The organism is Cloacibacterium caeni (assembly GCF_907163105.1).
Taxonomy (GTDB): Bacteria; Bacteroidota; Bacteroidia; order Flavobacteriales; family Weeksellaceae; genus Cloacibacterium; species Cloacibacterium caeni_A.
In genome coordinates, this window is the sequence record NZ_OU015321.1 from 507,013 (window position 1) to 523,366 (window position 16,354).

Annotated in this window: 11 protein-coding genes and 3 tRNA genes; 1 reads left to right on the forward strand and 13 read right to left on the reverse strand. The window is 33.2% G+C overall.

All coding sequences use genetic code 11. From position 1 onward, the window contains the following. Window positions 1–3: 3 nt before the first annotated feature. The 13 genes from KKQ76_RS02355 to KKQ76_RS02415 form a co-directional block, all read right to left on the reverse strand. A complete protein-coding gene (locus tag KKQ76_RS02355; RefSeq protein WP_246501317.1) occupies window positions 4–2,235 on the reverse strand; it encodes a DUF5686 family protein in 2,232 nt (743 codons plus the stop codon). A 350-nt stretch (window positions 2,236–2,585) separates the two neighbouring features. Continuing rightward, complete coding sequence (gene alaS, locus KKQ76_RS02360) at window positions 2,586–5,243, reverse strand: alanine--tRNA ligase (protein ID WP_213195658.1); 2,658 nt, start codon at window positions 5,241–5,243, stop codon at window positions 2,586–2,588. Window positions 5,244–5,353: 110 nt separating this feature from the next. Next, on the reverse strand, window positions 5,354–6,181 hold the full coding sequence (prmA, locus tag KKQ76_RS02365) for a 50S ribosomal protein L11 methyltransferase (RefSeq protein ID WP_213195659.1): 828 nt from the start codon (window positions 6,179–6,181) through the stop codon (window positions 5,354–5,356). A gap of 710 nt (window positions 6,182–6,891) precedes the next feature. Beyond that, entirely contained in the window at window positions 6,892–7,653 is a 762-nt protein-coding gene (gene tpiA, locus KKQ76_RS02370) for a triose-phosphate isomerase (protein WP_213195660.1), read from the reverse strand. Window positions 7,654–7,796: 143 nt separating this feature from the next. Then, a complete protein-coding gene (locus KKQ76_RS02375) occupies window positions 7,797–8,144 on the reverse strand; it encodes a TerB family tellurite resistance protein (protein ID WP_213195661.1) in 348 nt (115 codons plus the stop codon). Between the two features lie 70 nt (window positions 8,145–8,214). Then, window positions 8,215–9,309: a BT_3928 family protein gene (locus KKQ76_RS02380; protein WP_213195662.1), complete on the reverse strand. Its 1,095-nt coding sequence runs from the start codon at window positions 9,307–9,309 to the stop codon at window positions 8,215–8,217. Between the two features lie 49 nt (window positions 9,310–9,358). Then, a complete protein-coding gene (locus KKQ76_RS02385; protein ID WP_213195663.1) occupies window positions 9,359–9,904 on the reverse strand; it encodes a DUF1599 domain-containing protein in 546 nt (181 codons plus the stop codon). Window positions 9,905–10,085: 181 nt separating this feature from the next. Continuing rightward, complete coding sequence (locus KKQ76_RS02390; RefSeq protein ID WP_213195664.1) at window positions 10,086–11,246, reverse strand: THUMP domain-containing class I SAM-dependent RNA methyltransferase; 1,161 nt, start codon at window positions 11,244–11,246, stop codon at window positions 10,086–10,088. Between the two features lie 86 nt (window positions 11,247–11,332). Continuing rightward, entirely contained in the window at window positions 11,333–12,553 is a 1,221-nt protein-coding gene (locus tag KKQ76_RS02395; RefSeq protein ID WP_213195665.1) for a glycosyltransferase, read from the reverse strand. 230 nt (window positions 12,554–12,783) lie between these two features. After that, window positions 12,784–14,256 carry an ATP-dependent nuclease gene (locus KKQ76_RS02400; protein WP_213195666.1) on the reverse strand — a complete coding sequence of 491 codons (1,473 nt, stop codon included), beginning with the start codon at window positions 14,254–14,256 and terminating at the stop codon, window positions 12,784–12,786. Window positions 14,257–14,849: 593 nt separating this feature from the next. Further along, window positions 14,850–14,923, reverse strand: a tRNA-Arg gene (locus tag KKQ76_RS02405). A 105-nt stretch (window positions 14,924–15,028) separates the two neighbouring features. Beyond that, window positions 15,029–15,103, reverse strand: a tRNA-Pro gene (locus KKQ76_RS02410). A 13-nt stretch (window positions 15,104–15,116) separates the two neighbouring features. Continuing rightward, window positions 15,117–15,201: transfer RNA gene (locus KKQ76_RS02415), tRNA-Ser, on the reverse strand. A 133-nt stretch (window positions 15,202–15,334) separates the two neighbouring features. On the opposite strand from KKQ76_RS02415, the gene KKQ76_RS02420 reads away from it, so the two are divergent. Further along, window positions 15,335–16,336, forward strand: a complete 1,002-nt coding sequence (locus KKQ76_RS02420) for an N-acetylmuramoyl-L-alanine amidase (RefSeq protein WP_213195667.1) — start codon at window positions 15,335–15,337, stop codon at window positions 16,334–16,336. Window positions 16,337–16,354: the final 18 nt, after the last annotated feature.

Here is a 16,354-nt window from a genome sequence, read left to right on the forward strand (position 1 = left end):
TCTCTAAAAACCACTTAATTTAATCTGAATTCCGTAATTATCTTTAAATTCTGAAGTTTGATAATATCCTAATCGGTAGAAAAAGCCTACATCAAATCCTCTTCCTAAAAATCGGTTCCAAACTGCACCAACTTCTTGATAAGGATGGTCTAAAACTTTAAAATCAAACTGATGGTTTTCAGGATTTTTAAAGCCACCAATCGCTGAATGATATGCTAATTTTATCGTAGAAACTCTATTTCCGAAGGTCTTAAATTGAAATGGCAATTCTTGAGAAAAATGAAGCGCAGCAAATTGATCTACATAAAAACTTCCAGATGGCATCGTCACAAAACTAAAAGTAGATGGCGTATTGATTTTAGAAAAAAGACTTGTAGAAAAAGCATTGAGGTCTCCTACAATTTCAAAATTCTTCCAAATAGGAGCGCTTCCCGAAGAAATACCTCCAGAAATTTTAATTTGAGAAGTTCCGATTTTAGACTTGAATTGATGAATCGCAAAAGCATCTAAACGATTGTAATCTAATTTTCCGCCCATAATTTCAAAACCTTTTTCGAAATTCACATAAAACTGAGGATAACCTTTTTGATACGTCAATTTTCCTGAAGGAGTCATCAAATTTTTATCTTTTGGCGCATATTTTAGAGATAGAGTAGCGCTGAAATTCTGAAAATCATTGGCGAAGTTTTGGTATTGATAATCAAACAACGCATTTTGTTTTTCTCGGGTTAAAGCCAATTTTGCACTCAAAGAATTGCTTACATCATACAAAAACGAGGCTCCAAATTGCTGATTTCTGTAAAAATGGTCATTGTAAATATCCATGTTCAATTCATTGAATTTCATGGAACTGTCCCAAAAAGTTTTGTTGATTCTTCCAGCCGCAAAAATATCATCAGAATAATCTACTCTGAAAATAGAAGTTCTTTTTTCTGAAAGTTTCACATCTAAACCTGCGCCATATTTCCAAGTGTGGTCTCTAAAACCAAAGCCGAAATAAGCATCCGGCGAAAAAGTTTTAGAAAATTTTTCGTTGAGTTTTGCGCCAGCTCCCAATCTTACACCTTGATATTTATCGTAATTAAAAATTTTGGTAAGGTCGAAATCCAGCATTTTATAGCGGATATTTCCCTTCAATAAATTGGTGATGAGGCTCACTCTTTTTTCAACATCTGCTTTTTTGACTAAAGTGTCTATTTTTTGATACGTTGCACTTTCTCTAGCAGATAAAGAATCGGTTCTGTATTGAGAAAGCAAGCTTCCATCTGCGTTTTTTACTTCTAAAGAATAGCCAGAAAAATCACTTTTTTGTTGAGTAATATTGGTTTCAAAATCAAAATATTGGTTTTTGACATACAGAAAATTACCAAATTTTTTGGTTTTGAACTTTTGCTTTTCGTCTTTTTTCACACTGTCTTTTTTGGCTGTTTCAAAACGAGAGTCGCCCATTTTTACTTTCAGGTTTTCAGAAACCAAAAACCATTTATTGTTAATCGGTTTCCAAATGATGGTTCCGCTTCCTTCGTTTCGTTTTTTACTGCTGGTTTCCAGTTTTTTTAAGGCATAATTTTCTGCGTCAATGTAAATTTTACCATTGTATTTTCTCGGATTTTGCTTCAATTTATTGGTGATTTCTTTGAATTTAATCACATAAGTTTTTCTATTGTCAATTTCAATAGTGTCTGAAAGATAATAACGATAAATGTTGCGATTTTCTGGGCTTAACTGCCTCGGAATACGATTGAGATAAGAAATATTCAATGCCAAAGCTTCATAAATTGGATTTGGGAAACCAGACATTCTGCTGTCTAAAATATTGGTTTTGTCGCCGTATTTTTGAGAAAATTGATGTTCTGTAGCTTTTTCCCAAAGAAAAAACTGACTTTCCTTGGTTGCATTTACGAAATCTTCGCCCAGAAGTGAATCTTTCTTTTCTTTGTCTTTTTGTTTGAACGTTCTTTTCTCAATTTTTGCCAAAGAATCTGTTCTTTTGGCGAGAAAATTTTGATAATCTGCGATAGAATCTTGGTCTACATCAATCGAAATTTTACTGTATGATTTGAAATGATAAGAATCTAACGCTTGTGGACTGTTTTTTTTGTAATTTTTATTGAATTCGTCTAGAATTTTCAGAGCTTTTGCGTCACTTTTATCGGTGAGAATAACTTTGTCTATGTTTCCCGTTTTTTCTTTACTTGGCGTCAAAGAAACTTTCATCTCTTTTTGTACGCTCACTTCTTTATCTTCAAAATTATTGGCAAAAATTTCTACTTTTTTACATTTGGTTTTGAAGGTTAATTTCCCATTTGCATCAGTTTTTCCTAGTAAATCATCATCACAATATACGGCAGCATTGTAGACCGCTTTTTGATTTTTAACATTGATAACTTGAAGTTGATTTTGAGAAAAATATAAAGTAAAAAAAAGAGAAATAGCGCCGATAAAGTTTGTTTCATTTGGTTTTTTCTAATAAGACAAAACTATGGATTAAAATGTTACACAAACGCACATGAAATCACAAATTTTTATTAAAAAACCCTCTCAATTTTCTTGAAAGGGTTAAAATATTTTAAATTTTCGTAAAATTAAATTTCCATTGCTTTATTCAAAGCATTTTCAATTCCTGCAAGATTTTTTCCACCGGCAGTTGCGAAACCTGGGTTTCCACCACCACCACCTTGAATTTCTTTTGCGAGTTCTTTTACGATGTTTCCAGCATGATAATTTGCTTCTAAATCTGCAGAAACTCCTACAGTAATCATTGGTTTTTCGCCTGCGTCAGAAATCACAATCGTTACAGAATTTGGAATTTCTTTTTTCAATTGGAAGACAATATCTTTTACAGAACCAGCGTCAAGAGAAGTTCGTTTTACCAATAATTGCTTGTCGCCTTTTTGTACGAAAGCGTTTTTCCAATCGTTAATTTCGCCTTTTGCTTTTTCTTTTTTCAAAGCTTCAACTTCAGATTTTAGTGCAGTATTTTCTTCTAATAATTTTTCGATAGATTTTACTAAATCTTTAGATTTTAACAAAGCAGAAACTTCTTTCAGTTGGTTTTCTAAATTTTTGAAATATTCCGTTGCTTTATCACCAGAAATCGCTTCTATTCTTCTAATTCCAGCAGCAGTAGAACTTTCTGCAACCAATTTGAAATGCCCAATTTCGCCAGTAGATTTTACGTGAGTCCCACCACATAATTCTCTAGAACTGCCAAACTGAATCATTCTTACATTGTCACCATATTTTTCTCCGAAAAGTGCCATTGCTCCTTTGTCTAGCGCTTCCTGAATCGGGATATTTCTGAATTCTTGTAACGGGATATTTTCCTTGATTTTAGCATTAACTTTTTCTTCCACCAAAGCCAATTCTTCTTCATTCATTTTAGAAAAATGCGAGAAGTCAAAACGCAAATATTCTGGACCTACATAAGAACCTTTTTGCTCTACGTGAGTTCCTAAAACGTCTCTCAAAGCTTCGTGCAACAAGTGTGTTACAGAGTGATTCGCTTGAGTGTTTTTTCTGTCTGCGGTATTTACTTCTGCGTAGAAAAGCGCTCCTGCATCTTTTGGCAATTCTTTCACCAAAGAAATGATGAGGTTATTTTCTTTTTTAGTTTCTAAAACTTCTAAAATTTCAGTAGAATTTTTTCTGTCAAAAGCAGCAGGATTAGTAAGGTCAAAACCTTCTGCATAACTTGGGATAAGAATTCCTTTGTCACCAACCTGACCACCACCTTCAGGATAGAAAGGCGTTTTATTCAGTACAATTTGGAAGAATTCTCCGTCTTTATTTTCTACTTTTCTATATCTTGTAATGTAAGTTTCAGAAGAAGTTTGGTCATAACCTACGAAAGTTTCAGGTTTTTCTTCTAAAATTACCCAGTCATAAACTTTTTGCGCCGATGATTTTTTAGAACGTTGTTTTTGTTTTTCCATTTCTTCATCGAAGCCTTTTTCATCTACAGTTAATTGCTTTTCTTCGGCAATAATTCTAGATAAATCGGCTGGGAAACCGTAAGTATCGTAAAGTTCAAAAACTTCAGTTCCTGGTAATACTTTTTCGTTTTTAGCAATGGCGTCTTTGATAATGTGATCTAGACGAACCAAACCGTGTTCGATGGTTTTTAAGAAAGAATTTTCTTCTTCTTTAATCACTTCAGTCACCAATTTTTCTTGCTTCACAATTTCTGGGAAGAAAGCGCCCATTTGATTTTTAAGAACAGCCACCAATTCATATAAGAAAGGTTCTTTCATATCTAAAAATCGGTAAGAATACGAAATGGCACGTCTCAAAATTCTACGAATTACGTAACCAGCACCACCATTAGAAGGCAATTGACCGTCTGCAATGGCAAAAGCAACCGCACGAATATGGTCTACCACAACTCTAATTGCAATATCTTTTTCGTTTTCTAAAATTCCTTCATATTTTTTGCCAGAAAGTTCTTCTACTTTTGCAATCAGCGGAGTGAAAACATCGGTATCATAATTAGATTTTTTACCTTGCAACGCCATACAAAGTCTCTCAAATCCCATTCCTGTATCTACATGTTGCGCAGGAAGTTTTTCTAGAGTTCCATCAGCTTTTCTGTTGAACTCCATGAATACGTTATTCCAAATTTCTACAACTTGAGGATGATCTTGGTTAATCAGTAGAACTCCCGGAGTTTTTGCTTTTTCTTCGTCAGAACGTAGGTCTACGTGAATTTCTGAACAAGGTCCACAAGGTCCAGATTCGCCCATTTCCCAGAAATTATCTTTCTTGTTTCCGTTGATGATTCTATCTTCTGAAATGTGAGCTTTCCAGAAATCATAAGCAGCTTGGTCGCGCTCTAAATTTTCTGAAGCGTCTCCCTCAAAAATGGTTACATATAGATTTTCTTTTGGAATTTTATAAACTTCTGTCAGTAATTCCCAAGCAAAATCGATGGCTTCTTTTTTGAAATAATCTCCAAAACTCCAATTTCCCAACATTTCAAACATGGTGTGGTGATATGTATCACGACCTACATCGTCCAAATCATTGTGTTTTCCAGAAACTCTCAAACATTTTTGAGTATCGGCAATTCTAGGTGCTTTTGGTTCTTTGTAACCAAGGAAATAGTCCTTAAACTGTGTCATTCCAGAGTTGGAAAACATTAGAGTAGGGTCATCTTTCAGCACAATTGGAGCAGAAGGAACAATTAAGTGTCCTTTGCTTTTGAAAAAATCTAAAAACTGTTGGCGTATTTCTTGTGAAGTCATATTGATAATGCTTTCTATATATGTTTTTGTAAAGACGCAAATTTAATGATTTTGAACATGATGTGGAAATAAAAAAACGCTCAAATTCATTTGAGCGTTTTTCTAAAAATTTATTTCTCCAAAAGCAAGCTGCACCATTCTTCTCGCTGTTGTTTGTTTTTGAGTTTTAGACCTTGTTCTGTGCAAACTTCTAGAATATCATCTACATCAAAGAAACATAAGCCAGAAAGCAATAATTCGCTGCCTTCATTCATGTCTTTTACGTAAGTTGGGATGTCTGAAATCAAGATATTTCTGTTGATATTTGCTAAGATAATGTCAAATTTTTCTTTGCCTAAATTTTCAGCAGTTCCCAGTTCAATTCTAAGTTCCACATTGTTTCTCTCAGCGTTTTCTTTGGAATTTTCAACCGACCATTCGTCAATGTCAATCGCCAAAACATCTTTTGCACCTTTCATTTTGGCATAAATCGCTAAAACGGATGTACCGCAACCCATATCCAAAACTTTTTTGTCTTTGAAATCCATTTCCAGCATTTGCTGAATCATTAAATGTGTGGTAGGATGATGCCCCGTTCCGAAAGACATTTTCGGCTGAATAATGATTTCTTCCATCGCAGGGTTTGGCTCGTGAAATTCTGCACGAATTAAGACTTTGTCTTCTACATTAATTGGAGAGAAGTTTTTTTCCCATTCTTCGTTCCAGTTGATGTTCGGCATTTCTTGGAAAGTGTAAGAAATTTTTACAAGTTCATTGTTGAAAATTTCTAGGGTTTTGAAATTCTCTTCGTTTACCAAATCCGTTGGAATATATGCTAAAATGCCTTCTAATTCTTCGGTAAAACTGTCAAAACCTATTTCAATAAGTTCTGCCATTAAGATTTCGTTCCAAGGTTCTAGCGGTTGTATTTTGAAGTTGAATTCGGTATAGTTGTTCATTTGATAATTGTTTCGAGTTGCGAGATTCGGGTTACGAGATTTGCAAATTTACGGAATTTGTTTTACGTAATAGGGTAAAGTTTTTCGTAAAGTTTTTGTAACACGAAGTTTTCCAAGTTTGTCACAAAGTTGACAAGGTTTGTTTAAAATTTTTGAGAAGTTTCACTTCTGGAAAGATTGTTCCATAGGAACAAAAGGTTTGTAGAAAAATTTTGTGGAGATTTTTTTGAGCTCCGTAGGAGCGATAGATTGTTTTTTTTGGAGCGAGTGTAAATTGTTTCCAAAGTTTTGAATATTATTAATATTTTTCAATTTAAAAATCGTTCCGAAGGAACGTAATGTGTATGAAATCATTTTGCGTTTTGCTGTTGCGTTCCGTAGGAACGCTATATTTTTTAAGTGTAATTAAGACATTGCGTTCCTGCGGAACGCTTTTATTTTGCGGAAATTTTTTATTACACACATTTGGTTCCTATGGAACCTAAAAAAAATCTGGAAAATTTTAAAAATTGAAAAGAAAAACTGTCCGTGAATTTCAGCCACGATTGTAGCATTGTTTGAGCTCTTTTAAAAATTTTTTGAGAAAAATTTTTAAAAAGCGAGTGCGGAAAGCGTGTCTGAAATTGAAAAAAATCCAAAACGTGTGCTACAAAAAAAGCCGAGAATAATTCCCGACTTTTACTTTTTACTTGGTTATTTTTACTTGGCTCTTATTGATTAAAACCTTCAATAATTTTAGAAAAATCTTCTAATTTTAAAGCAGCTCCACCAATTAAACCACCGTCAATGTCTGGCTGAGAAAAAATCTCTTTCGCATTGTCTGGTTTTACAGAACCGCCATACAAAATTGAAATTTCGTTGGCAACTTCTTGTCCGTATTTTGTGGCGATAAGACTTCTGATGTGCGCGTGAATTTCTTGCGCTTGTTCTGGAGTGGCAGTTTCGCCAGTTCCAATCGCCCAAACTGGTTCGTAAGCGATCACCACTTTTTTAATTTCTTCCGCAGAAAGCGTGAAAAGAGCAGTTTCGGTTTGGTTTTTTACCACTTCTAAATGTTGTCCAGATTTTCTTTGTTCCAGAGTTTCTCCGTTACAATAGATTGGAGTTAAACCTTTGTCTAAAGCCAATTTTACTTTTCTATTGCAGTGAGAATCTGTTTCTCCGTGGTATTGTCTGCGTTCACTGTGTCCAATGATAGAACCGTCTGCTTCGATAGATTGCAACATATCTGCAGAAATTTCACCGGTGTAAGCGCCACTTTCGTATTCGCTCATATCTTGTGAAAAAACACCGATTTCATTGTTTTCAAATACATCTCTAGCCATCATTAAATATAATGAAGGAGGAGCAATCCACACTTCGCAATTGGTGGTATTTGCTTTTTTATAATCTAATAATTGAGCCATTAATTGTTGAGCATCAATCACGTTTTTGTTCATTTTCCAGTTTCCTGCTACAATGTTTTTTCTCATTTCTATAAAGTATTGAGGTTAAATTTTAAATTTTTGCAAATTTCTGAATTTTTAAAGATTTACAGAAATTTGAGGGTATGAATTGAATCAGTTTATTTTGAATTTTCCTTCCTTTAGGATTGAGGAAAAGAAAATTCAAAAAATTACATTTTCCAAATGGTTTTCATCAAAGAGTAGAAATCGTGCTCTCTGTCTGAAACGTTGGTATCTGCTTTGATGAGTTTTTTTGCAAATTGTTTGAATTCTTTACGTTCTTTTTCGGTAGAATCGTCTAGGAAACAATGTGCCTGAAACTCAAAATGGTCTTTCCAATCGCTAGGTTGAAGCGCAGAAATCACTTCTAACTCGTTATCCAAATTCACATGGAACGGAAATTCTTCTTCTAGATATTCTCTGATGACTTTTTCTTCGCCTGCATGAAATTTATAATCTACTGCCGAAAGAATCATCAATAAGTGATATCCTGCGATGGATTTGTTGGTTTTTCTCATTTTATTTTTATTTATTTTTTTTTCACGCAAAGTCGCTAAGTTTTTCGCAATGAGCGCAAAGTTTTTTATTTTAATGTTTTAAAAAATCTTCCAAACTTTTCTTTTCTACAATTTTACCGTTTTCTAAGACCAAAACAAAAGGATTGCTTCTTGCAATAGTTTTGATAGCTGTTGCATCCATGGTTAAATGTTGAAAACCTAATAAATCTGATTTTTCTGTTGAGATTTCATAAATTGGAGATTTTCCAGCTACCATTTCTAGTTTTTCTTGAATTTCTTCTGATGGATGTGCTCCGTAAGAAATTTCCTTTGGTTTATAAGTGAAAATCAAATACACTTTCGGTAAATGAAGAATTTGGTCAGTAACATCATTTCCGTTTTCGTCTTCTAATTTAAATTTATCAATAGAAGATTGATAGCCTTGTTTCACCAAAACAGACACTTCTTTCCCTTTCTGAATTTGCCAAGGCGTTCCTTCTTCCCAATATTCTTTTTGGTTCACAAAATCATCTTGTCCTACCACTTTTTCCTCGCCAGTTTTGTTGTTTTTCAGCGTGTAAGAAGTTTTGTATTCCGAAGGATTGGCCGATATTTTTTGTTTCTCAAGATTTAAATCAGTCCCAATTTTATAATCTCTGAAATCAATCAAAGGTTCGTGTGCAATTCCGTAATAAATGATGAAAGCAGAAACCAAAATTCCTACTCCGAGAAATGGTATTTTAAGTAATCCTTTTTCATTATTTAATGTGTCTGATTTTTTATTTAAAAACCATAAAATAAGTAAACCGAAAAGCAACGTAATGTCTTTCCAGAAGCTTTGCCAAGGTGTGAATTTGATGGCATCTCCAAAACAACCGCAGTCTGTAACTTTATTAAAATAAGCCGAATAAAACGTAAGAAATGCAAAAAAAACGCACAATGCAATTAACGAAATAAGTGTGTATTTTAGCTTCATCTTTAACAAAAGCATTAATCCTAAAACTAGTTCTAATGCGACTACAAAAATTGCAATTTCTAAAGTGAAATTCTGTAAAAAAGTCAAATTAAAAACGTCTGGCGAAAAATATTCTTCGAGTTTAAAAGAAAAACCTTTCACATCTATTGCTTTCACAAAGCCAGATGCAATGAAAATAACGGCAATAATGTATCTTAAAATTCTTTTCATTTTTTTTAGTTTGGTATTTGTTTTTGTCAGGCTGAGCGGAGTCGAAGCCTTATTTTTTTTCTTCCGAAAACTTAATGAGACAGAAAACTGCATAATTCAGCATATCAAAATAATTAGCGTCTAAACCTTCTGAAACCAGAGTTTTTCCCTGATTATCTTCAATTTGTTTTGTGCGAAGAACTTTTTGATAAATTAAATCGGTGATGGATGAAATCCTCATTTCGTGCCAAGCTTCACCATAATCGTGGTTTTTACGAAGCATTAAATCTTTTGCTTTTTGAGCGTAATCATCATATAATTTCAGAATTTCAGTTCTGTCTTCGTCTAAATTTTCAGAAAAACCTTTTTCTAATTGTATTAAACCAATGATGGAGTAGTTCACAATCGCTATAAATTCATCTTCTTCGTGTTCATCTACCATTTTTACGTCAGTCATCTGTAAAGTACGGATTCTATTAACTTTAATGTAAATTTGGTCGGTAATAGAACTTGGTCTTAAAACACGCCAAGCTGCACCGTAATCTTGTAATTTTTTAGAAAACAAATCACGACATTGATGAATAACTTCGCTAAATTGTTGAGCTGTATTTTGCATTGGATTTTTTAAAATTGAGTTGTAAAGATAGTAATTAAACCACAAAAGAGACAAAAGCTTTATCTCTTTTTTAAGGATTTCAAAAGTCTAAAAAGGTTTAAATTTATTTTGAAATTTGCTTTTTGTTCTTTTGAAATACTTGTTTTCAAACATTTCTTTTGTCTCTTTTGCGGTTAAAAATTTACTTTTCTAATTTATGAATTTTCTTCGTGCCTTCGTACATTTCGTATTGTAGGAAACGGCATTCTAATTTTCCGTTGAAGAGTTTTATTTTTCGGGAAGGTCTCAAACCTACATTTTTTACGCCTTCTAAATCTGATGAAATCATCCAAGCCAAAGTATTCGGATATTTTTGTTTAAAAGTATCACCAATTTTTTTGTAAAAATCAGGATCGTTAATCGTAATTCTCTCATCATAAGGCGGATTGAAAACCATTAACAACGGGAACATATCTTTTTCAGATTCAAAGAAATTCTGTTTTTTTACTTCAATTACATCTTCCATTTCTGCGGCTTCTATGTTGATTCTAGCAGCATTCAGCATTCTTGCATCAATGTCGTAACCTACAATTTTTCCTGTAAATTCTTTAACTCTATTAATTCTAAATTCTTTGATTTTGGTGAATAATTCCGCATCGTAATTTTTCCAATTTTGGAAAGCGAATTTCTTTCTAAAAATTTGTGCAGGTAAATCCATCGCCAACATTGCTGCTTCGATTAAAAGCGTTCCACTTCCGCACATTGGATCAAGGAAATTGCCTTTTCCGTCCCAACCTGCTAATTGCAACATTCCTGAAGCGAGAACTTCATTAATCGGCGCTTCTCCTTGTTCTTTTCGGTAACCACGCTTAAATAAAGGATCTCCAGAAGAATCCAAAGAAATCGTAACCAATTCTCTATCAATATGAAGATGGAATTTGATGTCAGGATTTTTCGGGTCAACGTCTGGTCTGCGTCTTTCTTTCATCACAAAATAATCACAAATCGCATCTTTCATTTTCAATGCTACAAATTGTGAATGTTTGAATGTTTCAGAATAAACCGTAGAATCTATCGCGAAAGTTTGATCTACACTCATCACGGTTTCCCAAGGAAAATCGAAAATTTTGTCATACAATTTATTTTCATTCCAAGCTTTAAAAGTAGCAATAGGAACCAAAATTTTAACAGCTGTTCTGGCAGAATAATTGATTTTGTATAGAAAACCAAGGTCGCCTTCGCAGTTTACGGCGCGGTTTTTAATCTCTACTTTTCTTCCGCCTAACTTTTTAATTTCTTCGGCAAGAACTTCTTCTAAACCAAAAAATGTTTTTATCTGAATTTTTAAATTTTCTGTATTCATAGGTTTTTCAAAAGGCTTTTTTTGCCTTATTTGAATTGAATGTGTAAAAATACGGAAACTAAAAGAAATAAAAGGGAAGAATTATATTATTGATTTTTAGAATTCTTTTCCTCAATCCATTTACTTAAATATTTAGTGCTTTGCAAAGTATGATGTTGAAGAATTTGCCCTAGAAAATTAGTGTTTCTATGTTCTGGTAAATGTTCTGAAATCCAATCTATTTTTGCTGTGAAATCTTTCTCAAAAATCTCTTTTTTGAATAAATTTTTAGCAATTAGATAACCGTTTTCTTGAGATTTTTGCCAAAAATTTTCATTTTGATAGAGTAGAACTGCTTTTTCTACAAATTCCGTTTCGTTATCGGTAATAAAACCATTCCAGTCAAGGTTTCCATGCATCGCTTCTGCACCAACTGCGGAAGTAACATTGGGTAATCCAAATTGCATGCTTTCGAGCAATTTACCTTTAATTCCAGCTCCAAAAGGAATGGGTGCGAGTAAAACTTTAGCAGTGTTAAAAATAATTTCTACATTTTCGGCTCTTCCTTTGATGATGAAACCTTCTTTTTCATTATGCAACTGAAAGACTTTTTCACTTGCGTAAGCACCATAAATATGAATTTCGGCTTCTGGAAGTTGGTTTTTGATGTCTTTCCAAAGTTTTTTGAGTTGAAGAACAGTGTGCCAATTCGGTTCGTGTAAAAAATTACCGATGCTGATAAAATTTTTTCTTTCTGAAAAGGAAGTTTCAGTTTTTTTAATATCTCCAAAAAGTGGAAGATAAAAGAGAATATTCTCGTCAATTTTAAACTTTTCAATGAGTAAATTCATCTCGAATTCAGAAATGATGAGGGAAAGGTCGCATCTTAAAATGGAAGCTAATTCACGCTTGAAAACGTCATTGATTAAATCTGAATTTTCTAAAATTTTATTTTGTTTAAACGCTTTTTCTCTGGCATTTCTTAGGAAGTGTAAATCTTCTGTGTCTAAGATTTTTATAGCATTTGGAACTTGCTCAGAAACTCTCCATCCGAATTGTTCTTCAGTAGTAAATCTGTCAAAAATGACGATTTCTGGGTTTAGATTTTTGATGAGTTCATCAAAACTACTATCATTCAAAACAATATTTTGAAAAGAGATGTTTTTAGAACTCAAATCAAAGCTATTTTCTGAAACTGAAGCAGTGGAAAGAAAGGTGATTTGATAATTTTGAGTTAAGAATGAATCCATCAATTGAATCATTCTAGAACCGGCAGCTGTAGAATTAGGTTCTGGAAAAACCTTACCAATAATTACCAAATTTTTCATTTTTCAAAAATATTGAAAACAAAACGGATATAAAACAAAAAAAGAGAAATCATTTCTGATTTCTCTTTTGTTTACGTGGCAGGAATCTAAACGGTGAGCGTATCTGCTTAATCTTAACTAAAAAACAAACCTCTCTAAAATTGCTTCTAAAGAGGTCTAAATTTTTATTTTTTGAAAACTATTTTCTAAAAAAAAGAGTTGTGCAACAGTTACTGCCGTTGTATGCCGTATTATATTAATTGTTTCTGTAAAAAAGTTGTGATATTATTTATTTTTGGGTCAGATTTGTCAAAAAGATAACCAACAATCATTTCTACAACATCTTCTCTTGTTTTGTTCCTAGCTCTAAGCTCTGTGTCAATATATTTATAGAAAGTTTTTCCATTATTGTCTTTTGAAGTGTCGTTTTCATTTTGATATTCTTGGATTAATAATTGTAAACTTTTTTGTTGAAATACATAATCATTTAATAGTTTAAACAGTTCCTTGTTAACATTAAAAATTAAATTTTCTTTTAAATATTTCTCTAAGCTTTTTATAGGAAGATAATTTAATGGTATATTGTTTTTATATCCTTTTTTTGCGTAATAATTGTCTGCTTCAGTTTTGACATCACCATCAAGAATAATCATAATTTTAGACGTTTTACCAACTAAGTTGCTATTTATTACTTCTTCTGCTAAATCAATTACATTTGAGTAGCCACCACAAGGTAAAACGTGAACAAGTCTATTTGAAAGTAAATTTTTATTTTTTAAAATTCTATTTATAATTGACTTTGCTAAATCGTCTTCAACCAAAAATATATGGTCATATCCAGAATGGTCATATAAAATTCTGGTCGCATAAGCTGGATAACACGGATTTAATACTTCAAGTGTATCATCAGGATATCTTTCAATGAAAAAAATATTATCAGGTTTTATACCTGAAATTAATTCAATAGAATGAGTTGAAAAATAAATTGCATAATTGAAAGCATTAGAAATTTCTTTTAAAAATTGAATTAGTCTTTTCAAAGAACTTGGGTGTAAAGCAAGTTCAATTTCATCTAAAAACATTAAACACGGTTTAGACAAACTTGCTCTGTCATTGTTTCTTATATAAATTGAATTCAAAATACTAACCATTAAGTTCTCACCAGTTGACATATGAAACTGACTAACTCGTTTAACTCCCTTTTTATAATAAAAAATGTCTCGTGAAAAATTTAACTTAGTGTCAATTTTATTACCTTCAAGAATAAATAATTCTTCGTAAAAATTTTTATTGTTTTGTAAAATAATTCCAAGATTTTCTTTTATAAAAGTTGGTGCAGGAATTAGTTTTGTTGTGTCAATTAAGTCTAATTTTTTAAGCGTATCGTAGTTTGTATTTCTAAAGCGATTACCGAAGATTAAAGATCCTTCATAAAACCCTTTAATTGACATTTTTCCGTCAGAATATTTTTGCCATTTTCCACCGACTTTTAACCAAGCTCTTTTTGCTCCGTTTAATTCAAAATCAATTCTTGAATCTTCTTCAGTAACGCCAAAATAATCATTCATTGGTAATGTAAAAAATACACAAGACGCAGCTGTCACAACAGTGCTTTTTCCCGACCCATTTTGACCAGTTATAGCATAAAGCCCTTTTTCAATAGGTAAAGAAATTTCTAAACTGTCAATTGATTTTATTTTGTTGATTTTTACTTTCAGTTTCATTTTTTATCACTTCTTTTAAGATTGAGAGTCGGTTTAATATGGCATACAACGGTTCGGCGGATTTGCGAAGTCCCGAGAAGGAAGTTTGCTTCCGTTCTTGGGATTTTGCACACCACCAAATATACAAAAGTATTCTTGATAATCAAAAGCTTATTCAAAACCTTAACTCTACCCAAAGCAATGTCAAAGGAAAGTCAAAGGAATGTATAAGGAAAGGGTAATGAATGTCTGCTTGCACTTTACTTGCAGGATAAAGGCAAGATGCTTGTTTCTTATTATACCAGAACTTTATATGGCATTTTGAAGAAAACAAATAAGGGTTTGATTTGAATCAAGTGGCAGTCAAACTCGAGTTTTGTTCGCAAAAAGTACCCTTTTTCCGAAGCTGATTCGAGCTTGAGTCGAACAAGACTCGAACAAATGTCTCAAAAAACACAAAAAACAGGGTAAAAAAGAAACAAATAGATTCTGAAAATAGCCAGATGATGTTGACTAAAAGATCGCAAGGTCTCTTGACTTCATGCAGCGGAGTAGTCATTTTGTTAGTAGGCTTTAAAGCATAAAAAAACCACCACAAGATTGTGATGGTTCTGTGAGCGCGTCAGGATTCGAACCTGAGACCGTCTGCTTAGAAGGCAGATGCTCTATCCAGCTGAGCTACGCACCCGAAGTTTTTAAAAAGGTTTCTCTCGAGACCGTTCCGATTAAAATCGGAATGCTCAATTTAGCTGAGCTACGAACCTTAATTTTCTTAAAATTTTCGATTTTTTTGTCGGGGTGGCAGGATTCGAACCTGCGACCTCCTGGTCCCAAACCAGGCGCGATGACCGGACTACGCTACACCCCGAATTTCTTGGTTGCGGAGGGTAAGGGATTCGAACCCTTGCGACCCTTGCGAGTCGACAGTTTAGCAAACTGCTCCGTTAACCACTCCGGCAACCCTCCTTGCAAATTCTTTTAAGAACTTCTCTTCCGTAATTGCGAGTGCAAATATAGGACAGTTTTCCTTAAAAACCAAAAAAAAATTGCTAAAAATTTTCGTATTTTTGAATAAATAATCTTTTAAAAAATCAATAAAATGCGTAATTCATTATATTTCATAGGTTTAGCATCTTTTATTATTTCTTGCGGATCGCAAAAAGAAATTGCAAAACCTAATAATTTACCTCAACCAACCACATCTACGATACCAAAACCTCCTAAACCGGAGATAAAACATGATGTACATGGCGATTATTTTACAGTAAATATAGCAGACCCAACTAAAAATGATAACACCATCAGTTATGGTTCTTTGGTAGGAGCAAAACCAGAAGGTTATAAAGTGACCAGAAATCATTTTCCTGCCATTGCACAAAATTTCAGACAGAAATATGTGATTTTACATTACACAGCTTTGGATCATGATAAATCTGTGAGGGTTTTAACCACTCAAGCCGTAAGTTCTCATTATCTGGTGAATGATTCTACCGATATAGAAATTTATCAGTTGGTAGACGAAAATAAAAGGTCTTATCACGCAGGAATCAGTTCATGGAGAAAAGATGCAACGCTTAATGATACTTCTATCGGGATAGAAATCGTGAATGAAGGTTTTAAAGTAGTTGACGGAAAAAGAGTTTTCGTTCCGTTTCCTGAGCATCAAGTGAAAAAAGTAGCGGCTTTGGTTCAAGATATTGTAATGCGTTATCAAATTCCGCCTACCAATGTTTTAGCACATTCAGACATTGCACCCACTCGTAAACAAGATCCAGGTCCATTATTTCCTTGGAAAAAATTATATGACGAATACGGAATAGGAATGTGGTATGATGATGCTACAGTGCAGAGTTTCCAATCGCAGATTATTCCAGAAGAATTTAATGCAAAAATCAATGAGATGGCTTTTGTGATGAAAGTACAGATTGCCCTAAAACAATTTGGCTATGGAATTACAGAAACAGGAGTTTGGGATGATGCTACAAAGAAAACTATTGAGGCTTTCCAATATCATTTTAGACCACAGAATTACGATGGAAAAATAGATATAGAAACGTGGGCAATTTTACAGGCTCTCATTCAGAAATATCCGAATAAATAATTAAGAAATAAGAAATTA

Bases quoted from the DNA above. Each gene is read 5' to 3' on its own strand.
- alaS (WP_213195658.1), bottom strand. From the start codon at position 5,243: ATGACTTCACAAGAAATACGCCAACAGTTTTTAGATTTTTTCAAAAGC.
- prmA (WP_213195659.1), bottom strand. From the start codon at position 6,181: ATGAACAACTATACCGAATTCAACTTCAAAATACAACCGCTAGAACCT.
- tpiA (WP_213195660.1), bottom strand. From the start codon at position 7,653: ATGAGAAAAAACATTGTAGCAGGAAACTGGAAAATGAACAAAAACGTG.
- KKQ76_RS02375 (WP_213195661.1), bottom strand. From the start codon at position 8,144: ATGAGAAAAACCAACAAATCCATCGCAGGATATCACTTATTGATGATT.
- KKQ76_RS02380 (WP_213195662.1), bottom strand. From the start codon at position 9,309: ATGAAAAGAATTTTAAGATACATTATTGCCGTTATTTTCATTGCATCT.
- KKQ76_RS02385 (WP_213195663.1), bottom strand. From the start codon at position 9,904: ATGCAAAATACAGCTCAACAATTTAGCGAAGTTATTCATCAATGTCGT.
- KKQ76_RS02390 (WP_213195664.1), bottom strand. From the start codon at position 11,246: ATGAATACAGAAAATTTAAAAATTCAGATAAAAACATTTTTTGGTTTA.
- KKQ76_RS02395 (WP_213195665.1), bottom strand. From the start codon at position 12,553: ATGAAAAATTTGGTAATTATTGGTAAGGTTTTTCCAGAACCTAATTCT.
- KKQ76_RS02400 (WP_213195666.1), bottom strand. From the start codon at position 14,256: ATGAAACTGAAAGTAAAAATCAACAAAATAAAATCAATTGACAGTTTA.
- KKQ76_RS02420 (WP_213195667.1), top strand. From the start codon at position 15,335: ATGCGTAATTCATTATATTTCATAGGTTTAGCATCTTTTATTATTTCT.